Genomic DNA, 25,610 nt, shown 5'->3' on the forward strand with positions numbered 1-25,610 from the left:
ACGTTCTCCCCACCATGGCACGAAGTCATAAACCAGGGCATCTCGTACGAAAAGGAAACCTGTGCCCAGCCGAAGACGACGAAAGCCCCGGCCGGCGCCCGTACAGGGCACCACCCGGGGCTCTCGCCCACTTCGTCTCAGGCAGCGACGACGTCCACCGCTTCCGCGGGCGCCTTGATGGTCACCCGCTCGGTGGCTACACCCGTCACCGACACCGAATTGAGCATCGGGCGTACCGGTGCGGGCACCGGTTCGCTCGCCGCTGCCGACGCGGCCAGTTCGGCCAGTGACAGCTCGTCGCTCACTTCACGCATGAGCTCGGACATCCGTACGTCCAGCGCGTCGCAGATCGCGGAGAGCAGCTCGGAGGAAGCCTCCTTCTGCCCCCGCTCCACCTCGGAGAGATAGCCGAGCGAAACTCGGGCGGACGAGGAGACTTCGCGCAGAGTACGGCCCTGGCGCTGGCGCTGCCGACGCAGCACGTCACCCAACAGGCGACGGAGCAGAATCATCGGTGGCTCCCTCCTCGGACCGCGTAGCCGCATCCTTCACGCCCCACCGTACCGCCTCGCGCTGCGGCCGTGCGGGGAGCGATGTCGTGTTCACTCAGGGCTGCAAACATCAATTCCCCCCGTTCTGTTCCGTATCCTGTGCCCGCGCATTTCCCGAGAGTTCGTCGCCGAGCAGTTCCAGCACGCTCCGTACACTCTCTCTACGGATTTCCGCACGGCCGCCGTTCAACCGCAATGCGGCCACTTTCCCAGCCCCCACGGGCCCTGCGACGGCAACGTACACCGTTCCGACGGGCTGTCCGTCCTGCGGTTCGGGGCCGGCGACGCCCGTCGTCGCGATGCCCCAGTCGGCGCCGAGCCGGTAGCGCACACCCACCGCCATCTGCAGCGCGACCTCGGGGTCCACCGCGCCACGCTCCGCCAGAAGGGTCTCGTCGACCCCCAGAAGTTCCTCTTTGACGGCCGTGGCGTACGCCGTGACGGACCCGAGGAAGGTCTTCGATGCTCCGGGCACCGAGGTGAGCTCCCCGGCCACCAGGCCGCCCGTGAGGGACTCCGCGGCGGCCAGGGTCTGACCACGCTCCGCAAGCAGCTCCAGCACCCGGGCGGCCCCGTTCATCGCGCCGACCCCGCTGCCGGGCCCGCCTTCGGCCCCGTCGTGGACGCCCCAGGCGCCCCCGGCACCTCAGCCGTCGGCCCCGGCGACTCGCTCGCCGGCGCCGGCACGGACTCGCCACCCGCCGCCGACACCGCAGACGCCTCCGACACCGCCGATTCCGCCGACGCCGCAGACGCCCCAGAGGCCACTGACGCCTCCGCCGCGGCCCGCTCCTCCGCCAGCCCCCTGCGCCGCAGGACGATCGCCTGTCGCACATAGTCCAGACCGGTGACGACCGTCAGCACGACGGCCACCACCATCACCCAGAAGCGCAACGTGGCGAGTGGACCGGTGAGCACGAGCACGTACATGCCGACGGCCGTGCCCTGCGCCAGCGTCTTCATCTTGCCGCCGCGGCTGGCCGGGATCACCCCGTGCCGGATCACCCAGAACCGCATCACCGTGATCCCGAGCTCTCGCGCGAGAATCACGACCGTCACCCACCAGGGCAGATCCCCGAGCGCCGACAGACAGATCAGCCCGGCGGCCATGATCGCCTTGTCCGCGATCGGGTCGGCGATCTTCCCGAAGTCGGTGACCAGGTTGTACGTCCGCGCCAGATGGCCGTCGAACACGTCCGTGATCATGGCGACGGCGAAGGCGGCCCACGCCCACGCGCGCCAGACCGGGTCGTGCCCGCCGTCCTGGAGCAGCAGCACCACGAAGCCGGGCACGAGCACGAGCCGGATCATGGTGAGGATGTTCGCGATGTTCCAGAGGCTGGCCTGGTTGACGGCCGCAGTGCCCAGCTTGGCGCCGGGCGCAGGCCTACCGGTCCCGCCCGTAGCGGATGCCGGGACTCCGGTCATCTGCCCGCCTCCTCAAAAAGACACTCGGCCACCAGGTCGACGCCTTCCGTTCCCACGACCTTCGCCATGACCATACGGCCGGGAGCGAGATCCCGGCTCGCGGCGGAGTCCGCGGTGAGGACGACCTGGCCGTCCGTCTCGGGCGCCTGGTGGGCCGCACGGCCGATCACGCCGTCCTCCTCGTCGATCGATTCGACGAGTACTTCCAGGGTCTCTCCGATCCGCTCCTCCGCACGCTGGGCGGTGAGCTCCTCGGCGAGCCGCGAGAGGTGGGCGAGCCGCTCGTCGACGACCTCCTGGTCGAGCTTGTGCTCGTACGTGGCGGCTTCCGTGCCGTCCTCGTCGGAGTAGCCGAAGACGCCGATGGCGTCGAGCCGCGCGTGCGTGACGAAGCGTTCCAGCTCGGCGAAGTCCGCCTCGGTCTCGCCGGGGAAGCCGACGATGAAGTTGGACCGGGCACCGGCCAGCGGGGCCTTCCCCCGAATCGTCTCCAGAAGCTCCAGGAAACGGTCGGTGTCGCCGAAGCGGCGCATGGCCCGCAGCACGTCCGGGGCGCTGTGCTGGAAGGAGAGGTCGAAGTACGGGACGACCTTCTCGGTCGAGGTCAGGACGTCGATCAGGCCGGGCCGCATCTCGGCGGGCTGGAGGTAGCTGACCCGGACGCGCTCGATGCCGTCGACCGCCGCGAGGTCGGGCAGCAGGGTCTCCAGAAGGCGGATGTCGCCGAGGTCCTTGCCGTACGAGGTGTTGTTCTCGGAGACCAGCATGACCTCCTTCACGCCCTGCTCGGCGAGCCAGCGCGTCTCGTTCAGGACGTCCGAGGGACGCCGCGAGACGAAGGAGCCGCGGAAGGACGGGATGGCGCAGAAGGAGCAGCGGCGGTCGCAGCCGGAGGCGAGCTTCACGGAGGCGACGGGGCTGGTGTCCAGCCGGCGGCGCAGCGGGGCGCGCGGCCCGGAGGCCGGGGCCAGGCCGTCGGGAAGGTCGGCGGGCACGTTCTCCGGGGCGTCCACGGTGCCGTGCCCGGGCAGCGCCACCTCGGCCGCGGCCTTCTGCCGCTCCACCGGGGACAGCGGCAGCAGCTTGCGCCGGTCACGCGGGGTGTGGGCCTCGACGCTGCCACCGCTGAGGATGGTCTGCAGCCGGTTGGAGATGTCGGAGTAGTCGTCGAAGCCGAGCACGCCGTCGGCTTCGGGGAGGGCCTCGGCGAGCTCCTTGCCGTACCGCTCGGCCATGCAGCCGACCGCGACGACGGCCTGGGTCTTGCCGTGATCCTTCAGATCATTGGCTTCGAGGAGGGCGTCGACGGAGTCCTTCTTCGCGGCTTCGACGAATCCACAGGTATTGACGACGGCGACATCGGCGTCCTCGGCGTTCTCGACGAGCTCCCAGCCGTCCGCTGCCAAGCGGCCTGCGAGCTCCTCCGAGTCCACCTCGTTACGGGCGCAGCCAAGAGTGACAAGGGCGACGGTACGGCGTTCGGGCATGGGCTCAAGACTACTTCGTCCTGGCCGTGCCCCCGCCGCGCAGGGTTCACCTGCGCGACGGCCGGCGGTGATCCGCCGGGCAGGTCATCCGGCCTCGGGGTCGCCCTTGGTGTACGAGAGCCGCTCGACGGCACCCGACTCGAACTTCTCTTCGACCTTCTTGCCATTGACGTAGAGCTCGATGGGGCCGGCGTTGCCGAGGATCAGGTCCACGCGCTCGTCGTCCTGGAAGGTCTTGGACTCGCCCTTGAGGAGGAGCCCGTCGAAGAGCAGCTTGCCGTCGCTCGCCTTGGCCGAGATCCAGCTCTTGTCGTCGATGGCGGTCAGCTTGACCGTGACCTTGTCCTTCGGGACCGCCGCGATGGCGCTCTCGGAGGGCACGGGCGTGGGGTTCGCCGTCTTGGTCGGCTTCGTGGTGGGGGCCGTGGTCTTCTTCTCGGGGGCCGGGCCCTCCGCCACCGCGCCGGACCTGCCCTGCCCGTCGTTCCCGCTGAACATCGTGAAGCCGACGAAGCCGACCACGGCGACGATCGCGGCGACCATGGCGGCGGTCCAGTTGGGGCGGCGGGGCTCGGGGCGGATGCGTTCCGCCTCGAAGAGCGGCGCGGCGGGCGTCGGCGCGGGACGGCCGCCGTGCCCGGCGTCGTACTGCTCGACCAGCGGCGCGGGATCGATGCCGACGGCGCGCGCGAGCGTGCGGATGTGCCCGCGGGCGTAGACGTCGCCGCCGCAGCGCGAGAAGTCGTCCTCCTCGATCGCGTGCACGATCGGGATACGGACCCGGGTGGACGCGCTGACCTCGTCGACGGTGAGACCGGCGGCGATCCGGGCCTGCTGAAGGGCACGACCGATCGAATCCCGGTCGTCTGCCGGGAAGTTCCGGTCGTCTTCGGGGGATTCGGGGGAGTTGCCGATGGACACGAGAGCGCCTTTCGAGCGTGTAACCACCTGCTGGACGTTCAGTCTATGGGTGGTACGAAAGGGTGGGGCAACCGGGCGGACGCAGTTTGTACGCCATGAGGCTGGGACATCATTCTGTCCCTCCCTCCAACTTGACGTACGGCCAAGGGAAACGGTTGCCCACGTTCCCTTACGAGTGAGTCTCGGCCCGGTCTCGTTCCGGCACAGCCGCCCCGCGGCTCACTCCGCCGACTCCCCGCGGCTCACTCCGCCGGCTCCCGGCGGCTCACGCCCCCGACTCCCCGCGGATGACGGCGAGCACCCCGTCCAGGTCATCCGGCTTGACGAGGACGTCCCGTGCCTTGGAGCCCTCGCTGGGCCCGACGATGTTCCGCGACTCCATCAGGTCCATCAGCCGGCCGGCCTTCGCGAAGCCGACGCGCAGCTTGCGCTGGAGCATCGAGGTGGAGCCGAACTGGGTCGAGACGACCAGCTCGGCGGCCTGGCACAGCAGGTCGAGGTCGTCGCCGATGTCCTCGTCGATCTCCTTCTTCTGCTTGGTGCCGACGGTGACGTCGTCCCGGAAGACCGGCGCCATCTGGTCCTTGCAGTGCTGGACGACGGTCGCGACCTCCTGCTCGGTCACGAAGGCGCCCTGCATGCGGACGGGCTTGTTGGCGCCCATCGGCAGGAACAGGCCGTCACCCTTTCCGATGAGCTTCTCGGCGCCGGGCTGGTCGAGGATGACCCGGCTGTCGGCGAGCGAGGAGGTCGCGAACGCGAGCCTCGACGGCACGTTCGCCTTGATCAGACCGGTGACGACGTCCACCGACGGGCGCTGGGTGGCGAGCACGAGATGGATGCCCGCCGCACGGGCCAGCTGGGTGATGCGCACGATCGCGTCCTCGACGTCCCGCGGCGCGACCATCATCAGGTCGGCGAGCTCGTCCACGATCACCAGCAGGTACGGATAGGGCTGCAGCTCGCGCTCGCTGCCCTCGGGCAGCTTGACCTTGCCGTTGCGGATGGCCTCGTTGAAGTCGTCGATGTGCCGGAAGCCGAAGGCGGCCAGGTCGTCGTAGCGCAGGTCCATCTCGCGCACCACCCACTGCAGGGCCTCGGCGGCCCGCTTCGGGTTGGTGATGATCGGCGTGATCAGGTGCGGGATGCCCTCGTACGCGGTGAGCTCGACCCGCTTGGGGTCGACCAGCACCATCCGGACGTCCTCGGGGGTCGCTCTTATCATCACCGAGGTGATCAGGCAGTTGATGCACGAGGACTTGCCCGAGCCGGTGGCACCGGCGACCAGGATGTGCGGCATCTTCGCCAGGTTGGCCATCACATAGCCGCCCTCGACGTCCTTGCCGAGCGCCACCAGCATCGGATGGTCGTCGCCCGCCGCGTCCGCGAGTCGCAGGACGTCGCCGAGGTTGACCATCTCGCGGTCGCTGTTGGGGATCTCGATGCCGACCGCGGACTTCCCCGGGATCGGCGAGATGATCCGCACGTCCGGCGAGGCCACGGCGTACGCGATGTTCTTGGTCAGGGCCGTGATCTTCTCGACCTTCACGGCCGGGCCGAGCTCGACCTCGTACCGCGTGACCGTCGGACCACGCGTGAAGCCCGTGACCGCCGCGTCGACCTTGAACTCGCTGAAGACGTTGGAGAGCGACTCCACGACCGCGTCGTTCGCGGCGCTGCGGGTCTTGCCGGGCCCACCACGCTCCAGCAGATCCATCGAGGGCAGCGCGTACGTGATGTCCCCGGACAGCTGCAGTTGCTCCGCGCGGGGCGGCAGCTCGGTGTGCTCGGGCGCGGGCTTGGTCAGATCCGGTACGGCTCCGGGGAGGCGCCCGGCCTCCGCGCCGCGGGCGGTCGGCACCGGCGCGGCGGGCGGGGCGTCCACGCCCTCGGCGGCTTCCGCGGCGGCGGCCGCCAGGGACGCGGCCCGCTCGGCGGTGACGTCCCGGGTCAGATCGGCGACCAGCGGGGAGGGCGGCATGCCGTTGAGCACGGCTCCGTCGAGGGCGGCGGCGGCCGCCGCGGCGACGTCCACGGCGTCCATGGGCCGGTCGAAGGCGGGCTGCACCGAGGGCCGGCGCGGGCGCCGGCGCCGGGTGAGCGCCTCCTGCTCGGCCTGGTCGACGTCGTAGACCTCGGCGCGTCCCGGGGCGGAGCGCCGGGGGCGGCCGGGCTGAGGGGCCGGCTCGCGCCAGTCCTCCTCGTACGACTCGTACGCCTCCCCGGCGGCCTCGGGGTCGTACGCGGGCTCGACGATGCCGAGCTTGGCGCCGAGCGCGCGCAGCCGCTGCGGGATGGCGTTGACCGGGGTCGCGGTGACGACGAGCAGTCCGAAGAGGGTGAGCAGCACCAGGAGCGGTACGGCGAGGACCTCGCCCATCATGAAGACGAGCGGCTTGGAGGCGGCCCAGCCGATGAGCCCGCCCGCGTCCTGCATGGCCTTGGTGCCCTCGCCGCGCCCCGGGGAGCCGCAGGCGATGTGGACCTGTCCGAGCACGCCGATGACCAGGGCGGAGAGGCCGATGACGATCCGGCCGTTGGCCTCGGGCTTCTCCGGATAGAGGATCAGCCGGACACCCATCGCACCGAGCAGCAGCGGCACCAGCAGGTCGAGCCGGCCGAACGCCCCGGTGACGAGCATCTCGACGAGGTCGCCGACCGGACCGCGCAGATTGGACCAGGTGCCCGCCGCGACGATCAGCGCGACCCCGAGCAGGAGCAGCGCCATGCCGTCCTTGCGGTGGGCGGGGTCGAGGCCCCTGGCTCCGCGCCCTATCCCCCGGAACATCGCCCCCACGGCGTGTGCGAGTCCCAGCCAGATCCCGCGGGCGAGCCGGTACACGCCCCCGGTGGGGGACGGCGCGGGCTTGGGCGCGGCCTTCTTCGCCGCCGGCTTCTTCGCGGGCGGACGCTTCGCGGGCGCGGCCTTCTTGGCCGCGGTCTTCTTCGCGGGCGGCTTGACGGGGGACTTGGCCGGGGACTTGCCGGGCGCCGCCTTCTTCGCGGCGCCCGTCGTACGGCCGGCGCGCGGCTTCGCGGTGCCCGCCGTGCCCTGGGAACCCTTGCCGGACGTACGTGAGGCCATGATGCTGAGGTTACCGGTGTGAGCGGCATCGGACACGTGCGCGTCCGGCCTCACCCGTTCGTGTCGTACGTGCCGGGCGTGAAATTGACGCCCGCTCACCGTGGGCGCCGGATGATTGACGGAGCGTCAGCTCTGCGAGGGAAGTGGGGTCGGGCCGCCCGTGCCGGGCTCCAGTGCGTCGAGAGCCCGCCGCAGCCCGGTGAGTTTGCGCTCCAGATGGGCGGCGGTGGCGACGGCCGCGGCGTCGGCGGAGTCGTCGTCGAGCTGTTTGGACAGCGCCTCCGCCTGCTCCTCGACCGCGGCGAGGCGGGCGGAGAGCTCCGCGAGCAGTCCGGCGGACTCCTTGGCGTGACCGCCGTGTCCGCCGCCCTCCAGCTGGAGCCGGAGCAGCGCGGCCTGCTCGCGCAGCTGACAGTTCTTCATGTACAGCTCGACGAAGACCGAGACCTTGGCGCGCAGCACCCACGGGTCGAACGGCTTGGAGATGTAGTCGACCGCGCCCGCGGCGTAGCCACGGAAGGTGTGGTGCGGGCCGTGGTTGATCGCCGTGAGGAAGATGATCGGAATGTCCCGGGTCCGCTCGCGCCGCTTGATGTGCGCGGCGGTCTCGAATCCATCCATTCCCGGCATCTGAACGTCCAGCAGGATGACCGCGAAATCGTCGGTCAACAGCGCCTTGAGCGCTTCCTCCCCGGACGATGCCCGCACCAGCGTCTGATCGAGCGCGGAGAGAATGGCCTCCAGCGCCAGCAGATTCTCCGGCCGGTCATCGACCAGGAGGATCTTGGCCTTCTGCACCATGCCCCGTCCTCCTCGCCCCGGCATGGGCTCTCCCCGACTCGCCGAGCCGGGGGAAGCACCGGGCGCCGCCCCAGAAGACGACTCCCATGCGCCGTCCGTCCTTGTGCCGGTCATGGTAGCCGCACCCCGCCTGTCGCCACACCCTGTCACCACGATGTCACTGTGCACGTAGCAGAAACGTGGTGAGAGACCAGAAGGTTCCCCGAACACCGCCCTCTCACACGCCCGCGGCGACAGTGCGTCAACAAGCCCCGCTTCCGTTTCCGCGCATCCAGTCCTCCATCACGGACAGCAGGTGATCGGGGTCGACGGGCTTGGTGACGTAGTCGGAGGCACCCGACTCGATCGCCTTCTCCCGATCGCCCTTCATCGCCTTCGCCGTGAGCGCGATGATCGGCAGCCCGGCGAACTGCGGCATCCGGCGGATCGCGGTGGTCGTCGCGTATCCGTCCATCTCCGGCATCATGATGTCCATCAGAACGACCGTCACATCGTCGTGCTGTTCCAGGACCTCGATGCCCTCACGGCCGTTCTCCGCGTACAGCACCGCCAGACCGTGCTGCTCCAGGACGCTGGTGAGCGCGAAGACGTTACGGATGTCGTCGTCCACGATCAGCACCTTCTCGCCGCCGAAGGAGAAGGTACGGCGCGGCTCGGAGTCCGCCCGGTCGTCGCCCGCCGCGATCTGCTCGGCGTGCCCCGCCCGGCCGGGCTGTCCCGGCAGCGCCGGCCGCTCGTCCACCCCGGCCTGTGCCGCCCTGCGCCGGTGCCGGAACAGCGCGCCCGTGCCGGAGCGGTGGTCGGTCGCCACGGGGGCGGGCGCGAAGTGGCCCGGCTCCCCGCCCGAGCCGTCCTCCGGACCCGGCTGCGGGTCCATCGGACCGGCCTCCCCCGGCCCGTACCCGTGCGGCGGCAGCTCGCTGGGGCTCAGCGGCAGATAGAGCGTGAACGTCGACCCGCGGCCCGGCTCGCTCGCCGCGTAGATCTCGCCGCCGAGCAGCCGCGCGATCTCCCGGCTGATGGAGAGCCCCAGACCCGTACCGCCGTACTTGCGGCTGGTCGTCCCGTCGGCCTGCTTGAACGCCTCGAAGATCACCCGCATCTTGCCCGCCGCGATCCCGATACCGGTGTCGGTCACCGAGAACGCGATCAGCTCGGCCTCCGGGTCGCGCAGCGAACCGGCCTCCAGGAGCTGCTCGCGGATCGACTGCGGCACATCCGTCCCGGCCGGCCGGATGACCAGCTCCACCGCGCCCGTGTCGGTGAACTTCACCGCGTTGGAGAGCAGGTTGCGCAGCACCTGGAGGAGCCGCTGCTCGTCGGTGTGCAGCGTGGCGGGCAGTTCGGGCGAGACCCGGACCGAGAAGTCGAGCCCCTTCTCCGCGGTCAGCGGCCGGAACGTCGCCTCGACGTAGTCGACGAGCTGCACCAGCGCGATACGGGTCGGGGAGACGTCCATCTTGCCCGCCTCGACCTTGGACAGATCGAGGATGTCGTTGATCAGCTGCAGCAGGTCGGAGCCGGCGCCGTGGATGGTCTCGGCGAACTCGACCTGCTTGGGCGAGAGGTTGGCGTCCGCGTTGTCGGCGAGCAGCTTGGCCAGGATCAGCAGCGAGTTGAGCGGGGTGCGCAGCTCGTGCGACATGTTGGCCAGGAACTCGGACTTGTACCGCATGGAGACGGCGAGCTGTTCGGCCCGCTCCTCCAGGACCTGCCGGGCCTCCTCGATCTCGGTGTTCTTCACCTCGATGTCCCGGTTCTGACGGGCGAGCAGCTCGGCCTTCTCCTCCAGTTCGGCGTTGGAGCCCTGGAGCTCCTTCTGCCGGTGCTCCAGCTCGGCCGAGCGCTCGCGCAGCTGCTCGGTCAGCTCCTGGGACTGCTTGAGCAGCACCTCGGTCTTGGTGTTGACGCTGATGGTGTTGACGGTCGTCGCGATCAGCTCGGCGAGCTGGTTGAGGAAGTCCCGCTGGATCTGGGTGAAGGGCTGGAAGGAAGCCAGCTCGATCACGCCGAGGACCTTCCCCTCGAAGAGGACGGGGAGCACGATCACATGCGCAGGGGCCGCCTCGCCGAGCCCGGAGGAGATCTTCAGATAGCCCGGCGGCACGTTGACCTGGATCGTCCGCTTCTCCTCGGCCGCCGTCCCGATCAGCGTCTCGCCGGGCCGGAACGAGGTGGGCATGGAGCCGGCGGAGTACCCGTAACTGCCGCGCATCCGCAGCTCGTACGCGCCCTCGCCCTGCCCGCCGAGTTCGGCGCTGCCGGTCGCGGAGCCGGTCGGCATCGCGACGAAGAAGGCGCCGTGCTGGGCGGAGACCACCGGGGTCAGCTCGCTCATGATGAGCGAGGCGACGTCGTCCAGATCCCGCCGGCCCTGCATCAGACCGGAGATCCGGGCGAGGTTGCCCTTGAGCCAGTCCTGCTCCTCGTTGGCGAGGGTGGTGTCGCGCAGGTTGGCGATCATGGTGTTGATGTTGTCCTGGAGGGCCTGGATCTCGCCCGCCGCGTCCACGCCGTCGATCTTGAGGTTGAGGTCGCCGCGGGTCACCGCGGTGGCGACGGCCGCGATGGCGCGCACCTGCCGGGTCAGGTTCCCGGCCATCTCGTTCACGGACTCCGTCAGGTCGCGCCAGGTACCGTCGACGTCCCGGACCCGCGCCTGACCGCCGAGAATGCCCTCCGTACCCACCTCGCGGGCCACGCGCGTGACCTCCTCGGCGAACGAGGACAGCTGGTCGACCATCGTGTTGATGGTGTTCTTCAGCTCCTGGATCTCACCGCGCGCGTCGATGTCGATCTTCTTGGTGAGATCGCCCTTGGCGATGGCGGTCGTGACGGCGGCGATCTGGCGCACCTGACCGGTGAGGTTCGACGCCATCGAGTTCACCGACTCGGTCAGGTCCTTCCAGGTGCCGGAGACGCCCGGAACCCTTGCCTGGCCGCCCAGTTCACCTTCCGTACCCACCTCGCGGGCGACTCGGGTCACCTCGTCCGCGAACGAGGACAGGGTCGTCACCATGGTGTTGACGGTGTCGGCGAGCTCGGCGACCTCGCCGCGCGCCTCGACCGTGACCTTCTTCGTCAGGTCGCCGTTGGCGACCGCAGAGGAGACCCGGGAGATGTTCCGCACCTGACTGGTCAGGTTGTTGGCCATCAGGTTGACGTTGTCGCTCAGGTCCTTCCAGATGCCGGTGACCCCGCGCACCCGCGCCTGACCGCCCAGGATGCCTTCCGTACCCACCTCGCGGGCGACTCGCGTCACCTCGTCCGCGAAGTTGGACAGCTGGTCGACCATCGTGTTGACGGTCGTCACCAGCTCCAGGATCTCGCCCTTGGCGTCGACGGTGATCTTCTTCGACAGATCGCCCTTGGCGACCGCCGTGGTGACCTCGGCGATGTTGCGCACCTGCGAAGTCAGGTTGTTCGCCATGAAGTTCACGGACTGGGTGAGGTCCTTCCAGGTGCCGGAGACCCCCTGCACCTCGGCCTGACCGCCCAGGATGCCCTCCGTACCCACCTCACGGGCCACCCGGGTCACCTGCTCCGCGAAGCTGGAGAGCTGGTCGACCATGGTGTTGAGGGTGTTCTTCAGCTCAAGGATCTCGCCGCGCGCGTCCACGTCGATCTTCTGCGACAGGTCACCGCGCGCCACCGCGGTGGCGACCTGCGCGATGTTACGGACCTGGGCGGTGAGGTTGCCCGCCATGCCGTTCACCGAGTCGGTCAGGTCGCGCCACACACCGGCGACGCCAGGCACCTGCGCCTGCCCGCCGAGCCGGCCGTCCGTACCCACCTCACGGGCCACCCGGGTCACCTGCTCCGCGAAGGCGGAGAGCTGGTCGACCATCGTGTTGATGGTGTTCTTCAGCTCAAGGATCTCACCGCGCGCGTCCACGTCGATCTTCTGCGACAGGTCACCGCGCGCCACCGCCGTCGTGACCTGGGCGATCTGGCGCACCTGGGACGTCAGGTTGCCGGCCATGAAGTTGACGGAGTCGGTGAGCTCCTTCCACGTACCGGAGACGCCGTCGACACGGGCCTGACCGCCGAGGCGGCCCTCCGTGCCCACGTCCCTGGCCATCCGCGTGACCTGGTCGGCGAAGGACGACAGCTGCGACACCATCGTGTTGACGGTGTTCTTCAGCTCCAGCATCTCGCCCGCGACATCGACCGTGACCTTCTGCGACAGATCACCGTTGGCGACCGCCGTCGTCACCTGCGCGATGTCCCGGACCTGGCCCGTCAGGTTGCGGAACGCCGTGTTCACCGAGTCCGTGAGGTCCTTCCAGGTGCCCGCCGCTCCCGGCACCTGCGCCTGCCCGCCGAGCAGACCCTCGACGCCGACCTCCCTGGCCACCCGGGTCACCTCGGAACCGAAGGCCGAGAGCTGGTCGACCATCGTGTTGACGGTGTTCTTCAGCTCCAGCATCTCGCCCGCGACATCGACCGTGACCTTCTGCGACAGATCACCGTTGGCGACCGCCGTCGTCACCTGCGCGATGTCCCGGACCTGCGTGGTGATGTTCCGGAAGACCGTGTTGACCGAGTCCGTCAGGTCCTTCCACGTACCGGCCGCTCCCGGCACCTGCGCCTGCCCGCCGAGCAGACCCTGCGCACCGACCTCGCCCGACACGCGCGTCACCTCGTCGGCGAAGGTGCGCAGCGTCTCGGTCATCTGGTTGATGGTGTCCGCGAGTTGGGCGACCTCGCCGCGCGCGCTCACGGTGACCTTCTGCGAGAGGTCGCCGTTGGCGACCGCGGTCGTGACCTCGGCGATACCCCTCACCTGATTGGTGAGATTTCCCGCCATCGTGTTGACGGAGTCCGTCAGGTCCTTCCACACGCCGGCGACACCGGCCACCTCGGCCTGACCGCCCAGCTCGCCCTCGGTGCCCACCTCACGCGCGACGCGGGTCACCTCGGAGGAGAACGAGGACAGCTGGTCCACCATCGTGTTGACGGTGTTCTTCAGCTCAAGCATCTCGCCGGCCACGTGCGCCGTGACCTTCCGGGACAGATCGCCCTTGGCGACGGCCGTCGTCACGAGAGCAATGTCACGCACCTGAGCCGTCAGCCGGTACGCCATGGTGTTGACCGAATCCGTGAGATCCTTCCACGAACCGGACATACCGCGCACCTGGGCCTGACCGCCCAGCTTTCCCTCGGTACCGACCTCCAGCGCGACCCGCGTCACCTCGTCCGTGAACGCCGACAGCTGGTCGACCAGGTTGTTCACCGTCCGGGCGACCTTCAGGAACTCCCCGCGCAACGGCCGCGCGGACCCGTCCGGCCCGTCCGAACGCAAGTCCATCCGCTGGTCGAGATCGCCCTCGGCCACCGCCGAAAGGACCCGCCCCACCTCGGAGACCGGCCGCGTCATGTCGTCGACCAGCGCGTTCGCGGCCTCGATCGCCGCCGCCCAGGCGCCCTCGCTCGCCCCCGCCTCCAGGCGCTCGGACAGCTTGCCCTCGCGCCCCACCATGCGCCTGACCCGCGACAACTCGCCGGTCAGATGCATCTGCCGGTCGGCGACCTCGTTGAAGACGGCGGAGATCTCCGCCATCACGCCGTCGCCCGACACGGTCAGCCGCTTACGGAAGTTCCCGTCCCGCATCGAGACCAGGGCGGCGAGCAGCCGCTCCATGGCCGCCGCGTCCACCTGCACCGTCCCACCACTCCGGGACCGCCCGCCCTTCGCCCGCGTGCTGCCGCTGCCGCGCCGCGCCGCCGTGCCAGACTCCACCGTGTCCCTCCCGAAGGGGTTGACCGTACTGCCCGGGCCGTCACCACAAGCTTGCCCAGTGTTTCACCGCAGCCGAACCAGGCCATAACAGTTCGGCAGCTTCGCATAGCGTCCCCGCCCTCGGGGGACGGAAACAGCGGCGACCGGCATCCGCTGGGACAGCGAAGGTAAGTAACCTGGCATCCGGCTGTCCAACCGCCCCGGTCCGCCCGGCGGGGGTGGGGTGGCGCGAAGACGACCACCGGGCAGCGGGGAGGGGCAGACCGACCATGGCAGAGCCGGGCGTCGAGACGCGTACGAGGAGTTCTGTGATCACCGCGCGGGCGGCTGCGACCTTCGACCCCGTCGGGCGGTCCGTCGCGACCGCCCGCGCCTTTGTCCGGGACACCCTCCAGGGATGGGGGTACGCCGAAGTCGTCGACGACGCCGTCGTCCTGACCAGCGAACTCGTCACCAACGCCGTCATCCACGCCGGCACCGCCGCCGACGTCCTGTGTCTGCGCAGCGAGGACGGCGTCCGCGTCGAGGTCGCCGACCGCTACCCCGAGCGCGAGATCCCCGTCCAGGGCGGCCGCACGCTCGCCCACCCCGACCGCGAGAACGGCCGGGGCCTGCTGCTGTGCGCCGCCCTCGCCACCCGCTGGGGCATCGAGTACACCCCCACGCACAAACACGTCTGGTTCCAGCTCGACCTTCCCGAGCGCGCGATCGGCACCCGCTCCGCCGGACCGGTCCTCCCCGACGCACTCCTCCCGGTCACCGACAGCCGCGTCCGCGTCGCCGTCGCCCAGATCGACCGCATGGGTGCCATCACCGCGTGGAACGAGGACGCCGAGGAGCTCTTCGGGTACAGCGCCGAACAGGTCACCGGCAAACCACTCGGCGACCTCGCCGCCTGGCCGCACACCCCCGGCATCGGCACCGGCCTCGTCGAGGCCCTCCGGCTCTCCCGCTGGGAGGGCAGCTACGGCATCCGCTGCGCCGACGGCCGGGTGATCCCCGTGTACGCCTCCCATCTGCGCGTCCGCGACGCCGCGGGCGACCCCTCCACGGTCTGTCTGCTGGTACGGGAGTACGAGCGCGCGGTCCTGCAGACCCCGCAGCGCCCCCCTGTCTCCGACGGCGGCTCGGAGAACCGCGCCACCGACCCCTTCGAGGTCTTCATCGGCTCCCCGGCCCCCGACGACCTCGACGGCCTGCTCCAGCGCACGGTGGAGCGTGCCCGCGACATGCTCGACGGCGACTCCGCCTTCCTCCTCCTCGCCACCGACGACGAGACGGAACTGGAGGTACGGGCCACCACCGGCCTCCCGTCGGCCCGTCAGCGCTTCGCCCGCGTCCCCGTCGAGACCGGCGCCAGCCGCTACGGCTCCGCCCGGATGCCGGCCGTCCACGAGGACCTGGCCGCCGTCCCCGGCGCCGTCCCGCTACTCGAAGGCACCGGCATGCGCTCGGTCGTCACCGTTCCTCTCAAGGTCGAGGGCCGGCTCACCGGCTCGCTCGGCGTCGCCGCCGAAGGCTCCAACCGCTACTCCAACGAAGAGGCCCTGCGCCTGCAGTTCGCGGCCGACCGCATCGCGCTCGCCGTCGAGTCGGCCCGCCTCGGCGAGCTCGAACGCCTCCGCCGCGGCTCCCTCAGCTTCCTCGTCGAGGCCTCCGACCTCCTGGCCGGCACGCTCGACCGCGACCAGACCCTGGCCCTGATGGCCCAGATGACGGTCCCGACCCTCGCCACCTGGTGCGCCGTCTACACGATCGCCGACCAGGCCTCGGACCCGTACCTCTCCTACGTCCTGCACGAGGACGAGGACCGCATCGACGGCCTGAAGGCCCTGCTGTCCTCGATCGCCCCGCCCGACCCGGTGCCCACTCCGGGCGCGCGCGTCTGGGCGGCCCCGGCCGAGGCCGCCCACCGGGCGGCGCTCTCCACCTCGATGCGCGAACTGGGCGGCACGAGCGGCCCGTTGTCCTCCGGAATCGACGTCACACTCGCGACCGCGACCGTGGTCGGCGGGGAGACCGTGGTCCTGCCGCTCGTCGCCCGCAACCGCGTCATCGGCATGCTCACCCTGGGCAAGCCGTCCGACGACCACTTCCGCCAGGAGATCCTCGAACTCGCCGAGGACCTCTCCCGCCGAGCGGCCCTCGCCCTCGACAACGCCCGCCTCTACTCGGAGCGCATGGCGATCAGTCAGTCCCTCCAGCGCAGTCTGCTGCCGCCCGGCCTCCCTGACATCCCGGGGGTCGAGGTCGACGTCATCTACCGCGCGGCCGGCGAGGGCAACGAGGTCGGCGGCGACTTCTACGACCTCTTCCCGATCCGCGACAACGCCTACGGCTTCGCCATCGGCGACGTCTGCGGTACGGGCCCGGAGGCCGCGGCCGTCACGGGCCTGGCCCGCCACGCCCTGCGCCTGCTGGCCCGCGAGGGCTTCGGCGGCCCCGCGGTCCTGGAGCGCCTCAACGCGGCGATCCTCGACGAGGGCGCCCGCAGCCGCTTCCTGACCCTGCTCTACGGCGAGATGTGGCCGCAGGAGGACGGCTCGGCCATCCTCAAGGTCGTCTGCGCCGGTCACCCGCTGCCGCTGCGCCTGCGCCAGGACGGCACGGTCGTCCCGGCCGCCGATCCCCAGCCGCTCCTGGGTGTCCTGGACGACCTGGAGCTGTACGAGCAGACCGTCACGCTCGAGCCGGGCGACGTCCTGCTCTGCGTCACCGACGGCGTCACGGAACGCCGCGAGGGCACGCGCATGCTGGGCGACGACGGCCTGATCGAGGTCCTGAAGACGTGTACGGGCCTGACGGCCGGCGCGGTCGCCGCCCGCGTCCTCCGTGCGGTCGAACGCTTCGCCCAGGAGCCCGCCTCCGACGACATGGCCATCCTGGCGATGCGCCTCCCGGAGCCCCTCCCCGGCAACTGAGAACGCCTCGTCGGGCCCACGATGTCGGCCCGACGAGGCACCCTCGCTTTCCCTCACCGGGGGACAACGCAAAAAGGCCCCCGCCAAGAGGCGGGGGCCTTTTCTCTGAGCCCTTTAACGGAATCGAACCGTTGACCTTCTCCTTACCATGGAGACGCTCTACCGACTGAGCTAAAAGGGCGGGTTGTTCGGCGGTGTCCTACTCTCCCACAGGGTCCCCCCTGCAGTACCATCGGCGCTGAAAGGCTTAGCTTCCGGGTTCGGAATGTAACCGGGCGTTTCCCTAACGCTATGACCACCGAAACTCTATGAAGTTGAACCGCCGCACCCCGCAGGGGGCGTGTTCGTTACTTCAGAACTAACACAGTGGACGCGAGCAACTGAGGACAAGCCCTCGGCCTATTAGTACCGGTCAGCTCCACCCATTACTGGGCTTCCACATCCGGCCTATCAACCCAGTCGTCTACTGGGAGCCTTACCCTCTCAAGGAGGTGGGAATACTCATCTCGAAGCAGGCTTCCCGCTTAGATGCTTTCAGCGGTTATCCCTCCCGAACGTAGCCAACCAGCCATGCCCTTGGCAGGACAACTGGCACACCAGAGGTTCGTCCGTCCCGGTCCTCTCGTACTAGGGACAGCCCTTCTCAATATTCCTACGCGCACAGCGGATAGGGACCGAACTGTCTCACGACGTTCTAAACCCAGCTCGCGTACCGCTTTAATGGGCGAACAGCCCAACCCTTGGGACCGACTCCAGCCCCAGGATGCGACGAGCCGACATCGAGGTGCCAAACCATCCCGTCGATATGGACTCTTGGGGAAGATCAGCCTGTTATCCCCGGGGTACCTTTTATCCGTTGAGCGACGGCGCTTCCACAAGCCACCGCCGGATCACTAGTCCCGACTTTCGTCCCTGCTCGACCCGTCGGTCTCACAGTCAAGCTCCCTTGTGCACTTACACTCAACACCTGATTGCCAACCAGGCTGAGGGAACCTTTGGGCGCCTCCGTTACCCTTTGGGAGGCAACCGCCCCAGTTAAACTACCCATCAGACACTGTCCCTGATCCGGATCACGGACCGAGGTTAGACATCCAGCACGACCAGAGTGGTATTTCAACGGCGACTCCACCATGACTGGCGTCACGGCTTCAAAGTCTCCCACCTATCCTACACAAGCCGAACCGAACACCAATATCAAACTGTAGTAAAGGTCCCGGGGTCTTTCCGTCCTGCTGCGCGAAACGAGCATCTTTACTCGTAGTGCAATTTCACCGGGCCTATGGTTGAGACAGTCGAGAAGTCGTTACGCCATTCGTGCAGGTCGGAACTTACCCGACAAGGAATTTCGCTACCTTAGGATGGTTATAGTTACCACCGCCGTTTACTGGCGCTTAAGTTCTCAGCTTCGCCCTGTCGAAACAGAGCTAACCGGTCCCCTTAACGTTCCAGCACCGGGCAGGCGTCAGTCCGTATACATCGCCTTACGGCTTCGCACGGACCTGTGTTTTTAGTAAACAGTCGCTTCTCGCTGGTCTCTGCGGCCACCCCCAGCTCACGGAGTAAATCCGATCACCAGTGATGGCCCCCCTTCTCCCGAAGTTACGGGGGCATTTTGCCGAGTTCCTTAACCATAGTTCACCCGAACGCCTCGGTATTCTCTACCTGACCACCTGAGTCGGTTTAGGGTACGGGCCGCCATGAAACTCGCTAGAGGCTTTTCTCGACAGCATAGGATCATCCACTTCACCACAATCGGCTCGGCATCAGGTCTCAGCCTTAATGTGTGACGGATTTGCCTATCACACGGCCTACACCCTTACCCCGGGACAACCACCGCCCGGGCTGGACTACCTTCCTGCGTCACCCCATCGCTTACCTACTACCACCTTGGGTCAGCGGCTCCACCACTCCCCTTTGCCCGAAGGCTCCGGGGCGGCTTCACGGCCTTAGCGTTAATGGGCTCGATATTGGGCGTTTCAAAGCGGGTACCGGAATATCAACCGGTTGTCCATCGACTACGCCTGTCGGCCTCGCCTTAGGTCCCGACTTACCCTGGGCAGATCAGCTTGACCCAGGAACCCTTAGTCAATCGGCGCACACGTTTCTCACGTGTGTATCGCTACTCATGCCTGCATTCTCACTCGTGAACCGTCCACAACTCGCTTCCGCGGCTGCTTCACCCGGCACACGACGCTCCCCTACCCATCACAGCGGGCGTTGGCCCTATTGCTGCAATGACACGACTTCGGCGGTACGCTTGAGCCCCGCTACATTGTCGGCGCGGAATCACTTGACCAGTGAGCTATTACGCACTCTTTCAAGGGTGGCTGCTTCTAAGCCAACCTCCTGGTTGTCTCTGCGACTCCACATCCTTTCCCACTTAGCGTACGCTTAGGGGCCTTAGTCGATGCTCTGGGCTGTTTCCCTCTCGACCATGGAGCTTATCCCCCACAGTCTCACTGCCGCGCTCTCACTTACCGGCATTCGGAGTTTGGCTAAGGTCAGTAACCCGGTAGGGCCCATCGCCTATCCAGTGCTCTACCTCCGGCAAGAAACACACGACGCTGCACCTAAATGCATTTCGGGGAGAACCAGCTATCACGGAGTTTGATTGGCCTTTCACCCCTAACCACAGGTCATCCCCCAGGTTTTCAACCCTGGTGGGTTCGGTCCTCCACGAAGTCTTACCTCCGCTTCAACCTGCCCATGGCTAGATCACTCCGCTTCGGGTCTTGAGCGTGCTACTGAATCGCCCTATTCGGACTCGCTTTCGCTACGGCTTCCCCACACGGGTTAACCTCGCAACACACCGCAAACTCGCAGGCTCATTCTTCAAAAGGCACGCAGTCACGAGATGGAAGCAAGCTCCCATCCGACGCTCCCACGGCTTGTAGGCACACGGTTTCAGGTACTATTTCACTCCGCTCCCGCGGTACTTTTCACCATTCCCTCACGGTACTATCCGCTATCGGTCACCAGGGAATATTTAGGCTTAGCGGGTGGTCCCGCCAGATTCACACGGGATTTCTCGGGCCCCGTGCTACTTGGGTGTCTCTCAAACGAGCCGTTGATGTTTCAGCTACGGGGGTCTTACCCTCTACGCCGGACCTTTCGCATGTCCTTCGCCTACATCAACGGTTTCTGACTCGTCTCACAGCCGGCAGACTGTGAAAGAGAGATCCCACAACCCCGTATGCGCAACCCCTGCCGGGTATCACACGCATACGGTTTGGCCTCATCCGGTTTCGCTCGCCACTACTCCCGGAATCACGGTTGTTTTCTCTTCCTGAGGGTACTGAGATGTTTCACTTCCCCTCGTTCCCTCCACATGCCCTATGTGTTCAGGCATGGGTGACAGCCCATGACGACTGCCGGGTTTCCCCATTCGGAAACCCCCGGATCAAAGCCTGGTTGACGGCTCCCCGGGGACTATCGTGGCCTCCCACGTCCTTCATCGGTTCCTGGTGCCAAGGCATCCACCGTGCGCCCTTAAAAACTTGGCCACAGATGCTCGCGTCCACTGTGTAGTTCTCAAGCAACGACCAGCCACCCACCACCCCACCACAACGTGGCGAGTTCACTGGGGCCGGCATCGCGAAGATACAAACCTTACGGCCGTACCCTCAGATACCCAACAACGTGCCAAGCGTGAGCCACCCTCCGTGTTCTCCGTTCCACGCCGAAGCAGTACTGGAAGAACCATCAGGTCACTCACGCCAACTAATCAACGTTCCACCCATGAGCTGACCGTGCGAGACGTTTGCTCGCAATCGGTACTGTGCTCCTTAGAAAGGAGGTGATCCAGCCGCACCTTCCGGTACGGCTACCTTGTTACGACTTCGTCCCAATCGCCAGTCCCACCTTCGACAGCTCCCTCCCACAAGGGGTTGGGCCACCGGCTTCGGGTGTTACCGACTTTCGTGACGTGACGGGCGGTGTGTACAAGGCCCGGGAACGTATTCACCGCAGCAATGCTGATCTGCGATTACTAGCAACTCCGACTTCATGGGGTCGAGTTGCAGACCCCAATCCGAACTGAGACCGGCTTTTTGAGATTCGCTCCGCCTCGCGGCATCGCAGCTCTTTGTACCGGCCATTGTAGCACGTGTGCAGCCCAAGACATAAGGGGCATGATGACTTGACGTCGTCCCCACCTTCCTCCGAGTTGACCCCGGCGGTCTCCTGTGAGTCCCCATCACCCCGAAGGGCATGCTGGCAACACAGGACAAGGGTTGCGCTCGTTGCGGGACTTAACCCAACATCTCACGACACGAGCTGACGACAGCCATGCACCACCTGTATACCGACCACAAGGGGGGCACTATCTCTAATGCTTTCCGGTATATGTCAAGCCTTGGTAAGGTTCTTCGCGTTGCGTCGAATTAAGCCACATGCTCCGCTGCTTGTGCGGGCCCCCGTCAATTCCTTTGAGTTTTAGCCTTGCGGCCGTACTCCCCAGGCGGGGAACTTAATGCGTTAGCTGCGGCACCGACGACGTGGAATGTCGCCAACACCTAGTTCCCAACGTTTACGGCGTGGACTACCAGGGTATCTAATCCTGTTCGCTCCCCACGCTTTCGCTCCTCAGCGTCAGTAATGGCCCAGAGATCCGCCTTCGCCACCGGTGTTCCTCCTGATATCTGCGCATTTCACCGCTACACCAGGAATTCCGATCTCCCCTACCACACTCTAGCCTGCCCGTATCGGATGCAGACCCGGGGTTAAGCCCCGGGCTTTCACACCCGACGTGACAAGCCGCCTACGAGCTCTTTACGCCCAATAATTCCGGACAACGCTTGCGCCCTACGTATTACCGCGGCTGCTGGCACGTAGTTAGCCGGCGCTTCTTCTGCAGGTACCGTCACTTTCGCTTCTTCCCTGCTGAAAGAGGTTTACAACCCGAAGGCCGTCATCCCTCACGCGGCGTCGCTGCATCAGGCTTTCGCCCATTGTGCAATATTCCCCACTGCTGCCTCCCGTAGGAGTCTGGGCCGTGTCTCAGTCCCAGTGTGGCCGGTCGCCCTCTCAGGCCGGCTACCCGTCGTCGCCTTGGTGGGCCATTACCCCACCAACAAGCTGATAGGCCGCGGGCTCATCCTTCACCGCCGGAGCTTTCAACCAGCTTCCATGCGGAAGCCGGTGTTATCCGGTATTAGACCCCGTTTCCAGGGCTTGTCCCAGAGTGAAGGGCAGATTGCCCACGTGTTACTCACCCGTTCGCCACTAATCCACCCCGAAGGGCTTCATCGTTCGACTTGCATGTGTTAAGCACGCCGCCAGCGTTCGTCCTGAGCCAGGATCAAACTCTCCGTGAATGTTTACCGGTTATCCGGTGCACACCACGAGAGCGGAACGACCGGTCGGAATAGGACCAGTCGTTCACAGCGTCCTCGCTGTGTTGTTGCCTACCCGCCGCATGGGCCGGTAGGACTTTCAAAGGAACCTCGCCATCCGAAGATGGACGGGGTATCAACTAATCTGGCGTTGATTTTTGGCACGCTGTTGAGTTCTCAAGGAACGGACGCTTCCTTCGTACTCACCCTCTCGGGCTTTCCTCCGGGCTTTTCCCTTCGGTCTTGCGTTTCCGACTCTATCAGATCTTTCCGATCCGATTTCCTCGGTGCTTTCCGGCCTTTCGGTTTCCCGTTGGGCTTTCCGGCGTTGATCCGACTTTATCAGAGATTCTGAGTCGAATTCCCCCGCCCCTTCCGGTCACCCGTTCAGGCACACGAAGGTGCCGGGTTCCCTTGCTGGCGGAGCCGTAAACGTACTGGAGCGGGGCGCCCCGATGCAAATCGAGGCGCCCCGCTCCTGGTTGACGCTGGTCAGGCCTGTGCTCAGGCCCGTCCTCAGACCTCCACGACCACCGGGAGGATCATCGGGCGCCGGCGGTACGTGTCGGAGACCCACTTGCCGATCGAGCGGCGGATCAGCTGCTGGAGCTGGTGGGGCTCGACCACGCCGTCCTGGGCCGACTTGTTCAGGGCCTGCTCGACCTTCGGGATGACGGCGTCGAACGCCGAGTCCTCGATGCCGGAGCCACGGGCGTGGATGTTCGGGCCGCCCACGATCTTGCCGGTCGACGAGTCGACGACCACGAAGACGGAGATGATGCCCTCCTCGCCCAGGATGCGGCGGTCCTTGAGGTGGACCTCGGTGACGTCGCCGACCGAGAGGCCGTCCACGTACACGTACCCCGCCTGGACCTTGCCGACGATCCTGGCGCGGCCGTCGACCAGGTCGACGACGACGCCGTCCTCGGCGATGACGATGTGGTCCTTCGGGACACCCGTCATCGCGCCGAGCTCGGCGTTGGCGCGCAGGTGGCGCCATTCGCCGTGGACCGGCATGAGGTTCTTCGGCTTGCAGATGTTGTAGAAGTACAGCAGCTCGCCCGCCGAGGCGTGGCCGGAGACGTGGACCTTGGCGTTGCCCTTGTGGATCACGTTCGCGCCCCAGCGCGTCAGGCCGTTGATCACGCGGTAGACCGCGTTCTCGTTGCCCGGGATGAGCGAGGACGCCAGGATCACGGTGTCGCCCTGGACGATCCGGATCTGGTGGTCGCGGTTGGCCATGCGGGACAGCGCGGCCATGGGCTCGCCCTGGGAGCCCGTGCAGACCAGCACGACCTCGTCGTCCGGGAGGTCGTCGAGGGTCTTGACGTCGACGACCAGGCCGGCCGGGACCCGCAGATAGCCGAGGTCACGGGCGATGCCCATGTTGCGGACCATCGAGCGGCCGACGAAGGCCACGCGGCGTCCGTACTCGTGCGCGGCGTCGAGGATCTGCTGGATGCGGTGGACGTGGCTGGCGAAGCTGGCCACGATGATCCGCTTCTGGGCGTTCGCGAAGACGTTCCGCAGGACGTTGGAGATGTCCTTCTCCGGCGGGACGAAGCCCGGGACCTCGGCGTTCGTCGAGTCGGACAGCAGGAGGTCGATGCCCTCCTCGCTGAGCCGCGCGAACGCGTGCAGGTCGGTGAGCCGGCCGTCCATCGGGAGCTGGTCCATCTTGAAGTCGCCGGTGGCGACCGCCATGCCCGCGGGGGTGCGGATGGCGACGGCCAGCGCGTCGGGGATGGAGTGGTTGACCGCGATGAACTCGCAGTCGAACAGGCCCAGGTTCTCCCGGTCGCCCTCCGACACCTCGAGGGTGTAGGGACGGATGCGGTGCTCCTGGAGCTTGGCCTCGATCAGGGCGAGGGTCAGCTTGGAGCCGATGAGCGGGATGTCCGGCTTGAGCCGGAGGAGGTACGGGACACCGCCGATGTGGTCCTCGTGACCGTGCGTGAGCACGATCCCCTCGACGTCGTCGAGGCGGTCCCGGATGGTGGTGAAGTCGGGCAGGATCAGATCGACGCCCGGCTGCTCCTCTTCGGGGAAGAGGACGCCGCAGTCGACGATCAGCAGCCGGCCTTCGTACTCGAAGACCGTCATGTTCCGGCCGATCTCACCGAGCCCGCCGAGCGGGGTGACGCGCAGGCCGCCCTTGGGCAGCTTCGGCGGCGCGCCGAGTTCAGGATGCGGATGACTCAAAAGACTCTCCTCACCACACGCGCCACGTACCGCTTGGGCACGTGGCGCGCATGACATTCGTGCACTTGCTGTTGTCTGTCGATCGTTTGTCGATCGGATATTCAGTTGTGAAGTCTGTTGTCAGAGCTGTACCCCGCCGGCGGCGAGATCGAGCTTGAGCTGGGCGGTTTCCTCCGGCGAGAGGCCCACGAGCGGCAGGCGCAGGGGGCCGGCCGGGAGGCCCTGGAGGGCGAGGGCGGCCTTGGTGGTCATGACGCCCTGGGTGCGGAACATCCCGGTGTACACCGGGAGCAGCTTCTGGTGGATCTCGGTGGCCTTCTGCACGTCACCGTTGAGATGGGCGTCGAGCAGGGCGCGCAGGTCCGGGGAGACGACGTGGCCGACGACGGAGACGAAGCCGCAGGCGCCCACGGAGAGCAGCGGCAGGTTGAGCATGTCGTCGCCGGAGTACCAGGCGAGGCCGCTGCGGGCGATGGCCCAGCTGGCGCGGCCGAGGTCGCCCTTGGCGTCCTTGTTGGCGACGATCCGGGGGTGCTCGGCGAGGCGGACGATCGTCTCGGTGTCGATGGGGACGCCGCTGCGGCCGGGGATGTCGTAGAGCATGACCGGGAGGCCGGTGGCGTCGGCGATGGCCGAGAAGTGCCGGTACAGGCCCTCCTGCGGGGGCTTGTTGTAGTACGGCGTGACGGCGAGCAGGCCGTGTGCGCCGTCGCGCTCCGCGGTGCGGGCGAGCTCGATGGAGTGGTGGGTGTCGTTGGTGCCGATGCCGGCGACGACGTGGGCGCGGTCGCCGACCGCCTCCAGTACCGCTCGTACCAGTTCCGATTTCTCCGCGTCGCTGGTGGTCGGGGACTCGCCGGTGGTGCCGTTGATGACGAGGCCGTCGTTGCCTGCGTCCACCAGATGGGCGGCCAGTCGCTGGGCACCGTCGAGGTCGAGTGCGCCGTCCGCCGTGAAAGGCGTGACCATGGCGGTGAGGACCCTCCCGAAGGGGGTCTGCGGAGTGGAGATCGGAGCCATGGGTAACACGCTACTCGCTGCTCAGCGCCCGGTGTCCCCTCGGGGGACGTGAGAAAGGAGCCCGGCACTGCCTGCTCGGGGGTTCAAGCAGTGCCGGGTCCGTTTGATCAGCCTAGAT

11 protein-coding genes, 1 tRNA gene and 3 rRNA genes are annotated in these 25,610 nt (G+C 67.3%); 1 reads left to right on the forward strand and 14 read right to left on the reverse strand.

Translation table 11 applies throughout. The annotated features are described in order from the left end of the window. Positions 1-137: 137 nt before the first annotated feature. From FDM97_RS26180 to FDM97_RS26215, 8 genes are all read right to left on the reverse strand, one after another. Positions 138-512 carry a helix-turn-helix domain-containing protein gene (locus FDM97_RS26180; RefSeq protein ID WP_137992934.1) on the reverse strand — a complete coding sequence of 125 codons (375 nt, stop codon included), beginning with the start codon at positions 510-512 and terminating at the stop codon, positions 138-140. Between the two features lie 109 nt (positions 513-621). Continuing rightward, positions 622-1,131, reverse strand: a complete 510-nt coding sequence (locus tag FDM97_RS26185) for a CinA family protein (protein ID WP_137992935.1) — start codon at positions 1,129-1,131, stop codon at positions 622-624. Beyond that, positions 1,128-1,979 carry a CDP-diacylglycerol--glycerol-3-phosphate 3-phosphatidyltransferase gene (gene pgsA / locus FDM97_RS26190; RefSeq protein WP_254705765.1) on the reverse strand — a complete coding sequence of 284 codons (852 nt, stop codon included), beginning with the start codon at positions 1,977-1,979 and terminating at the stop codon, positions 1,128-1,130. The genes FDM97_RS26185 and pgsA overlap by 4 nt, the downstream gene beginning before the upstream one ends. Further along, positions 1,976-3,466: a 30S ribosomal protein S12 methylthiotransferase RimO gene (gene rimO / locus FDM97_RS26195; RefSeq protein ID WP_137992936.1), complete on the reverse strand. Its 1,491-nt coding sequence runs from the start codon at positions 3,464-3,466 to the stop codon at positions 1,976-1,978. Before rimO ends, pgsA begins: the two co-directional genes overlap by 4 nt. 84 nt (positions 3,467-3,550) lie before the next feature. Then, complete coding sequence (locus tag FDM97_RS26200) at positions 3,551-4,387, reverse strand: helix-turn-helix domain-containing protein (protein ID WP_137992937.1); 837 nt, start codon at positions 4,385-4,387, stop codon at positions 3,551-3,553. Positions 4,388-4,652: 265 nt separating this feature from the next. Next, the gene (locus FDM97_RS26205; protein ID WP_137992938.1) at positions 4,653-7,472 is read right to left on the reverse strand and encodes a DNA translocase FtsK; all 2,820 of its coding nucleotides are present in this window, start codon (positions 7,470-7,472) and stop codon (positions 4,653-4,655) included. 126 nt (positions 7,473-7,598) lie between these two features. Beyond that, the gene (locus FDM97_RS26210; RefSeq protein ID WP_137992939.1) at positions 7,599-8,273 is read right to left on the reverse strand and encodes a response regulator; all 675 of its coding nucleotides are present in this window, start codon (positions 8,271-8,273) and stop codon (positions 7,599-7,601) included. A 241-nt stretch (positions 8,274-8,514) separates the two neighbouring features. Further along, on the reverse strand, positions 8,515-14,016 hold the full coding sequence (locus FDM97_RS26215) for a HAMP domain-containing protein (protein ID WP_175439237.1): 5,502 nt from the start codon (positions 14,014-14,016) through the stop codon (positions 8,515-8,517). Positions 14,017-14,285: 269 nt separating this feature from the next. Between FDM97_RS26215 and FDM97_RS26230 the strand changes: the two genes are divergently transcribed. Continuing rightward, the gene (locus tag FDM97_RS26230) at positions 14,286-16,937 is read left to right on the forward strand and encodes a SpoIIE family protein phosphatase (protein WP_137992941.1); all 2,652 of its coding nucleotides are present in this window, start codon (positions 14,286-14,288) and stop codon (positions 16,935-16,937) included. A gap of 108 nt (positions 16,938-17,045) precedes the next feature. On the opposite strand, the gene FDM97_RS26235 is transcribed toward FDM97_RS26230, so the two are convergent. From FDM97_RS26235 to dapA, 6 genes are all read right to left on the reverse strand, one after another. Further along, positions 17,046-17,118, reverse strand: a tRNA-Thr gene (locus tag FDM97_RS26235). Positions 17,119-17,123: 5 nt separating this feature from the next. Next, positions 17,124-17,240: ribosomal RNA gene (gene rrf, locus FDM97_RS26240) — 5S ribosomal RNA — on the reverse strand. Positions 17,241-17,319: 79 nt separating this feature from the next. Further along, positions 17,320-20,440: ribosomal RNA gene (locus FDM97_RS26245) — 23S ribosomal RNA — on the reverse strand. Between the two features lie 286 nt (positions 20,441-20,726). After that, positions 20,727-22,252: ribosomal RNA gene (locus FDM97_RS26250) — 16S ribosomal RNA — on the reverse strand. Together the 16S, 23S and 5S rRNA genes with 1 tRNA gene alongside form the textbook arrangement of a ribosomal RNA operon. Before the next feature lie 534 nt (positions 22,253-22,786). Beyond that, positions 22,787-24,472, reverse strand: a complete 1,686-nt coding sequence (locus FDM97_RS26260; protein ID WP_137992943.1) for a ribonuclease J — start codon at positions 24,470-24,472, stop codon at positions 22,787-22,789. Between the two features lie 120 nt (positions 24,473-24,592). After that, entirely contained in the window at positions 24,593-25,492 is a 900-nt protein-coding gene (gene dapA, locus FDM97_RS26265) for a 4-hydroxy-tetrahydrodipicolinate synthase (RefSeq protein ID WP_137992944.1), read from the reverse strand. Between the last annotated feature and the right edge of the window lie 118 nt (positions 25,493-25,610).

This window comes from Streptomyces vilmorinianum, from assembly GCF_005517195.1.
In the GTDB taxonomy this organism is placed as follows: domain Bacteria; phylum Actinomycetota; class Actinomycetes; order Streptomycetales; family Streptomycetaceae; genus Streptomyces; species Streptomyces vilmorinianum.

Bases quoted from the DNA above. Each gene is read 5' to 3' on its own strand.
- FDM97_RS26180 (WP_137992934.1), bottom strand. From the start codon at position 512: ATGATTCTGCTCCGTCGCCTGTTGGGTGACGTGCTGCGTCGGCAGCGC.
- FDM97_RS26185 (WP_137992935.1), bottom strand. From the start codon at position 1,131: ATGAACGGGGCCGCCCGGGTGCTGGAGCTGCTTGCGGAGCGTGGTCAG.
- pgsA (WP_254705765.1), bottom strand. From the start codon at position 1,979: ATGACCGGAGTCCCGGCATCCGCTACGGGCGGGACCGGTAGGCCTGCG.
- rimO (WP_137992936.1), bottom strand. From the start codon at position 3,466: ATGCCCGAACGCCGTACCGTCGCCCTTGTCACTCTTGGCTGCGCCCGT.
- FDM97_RS26205 (WP_137992938.1), bottom strand. From the start codon at position 7,472: ATGGCCTCACGTACGTCCGGCAAGGGTTCCCAGGGCACGGCGGGCACC.
- FDM97_RS26210 (WP_137992939.1), bottom strand. From the start codon at position 8,273: ATGGTGCAGAAGGCCAAGATCCTCCTGGTCGATGACCGGCCGGAGAAT.
- FDM97_RS26230 (WP_137992941.1), top strand. From the start codon at position 14,286: ATGGCAGAGCCGGGCGTCGAGACGCGTACGAGGAGTTCTGTGATCACC.
- dapA (WP_137992944.1), bottom strand. From the start codon at position 25,492: ATGGCTCCGATCTCCACTCCGCAGACCCCCTTCGGGAGGGTCCTCACC.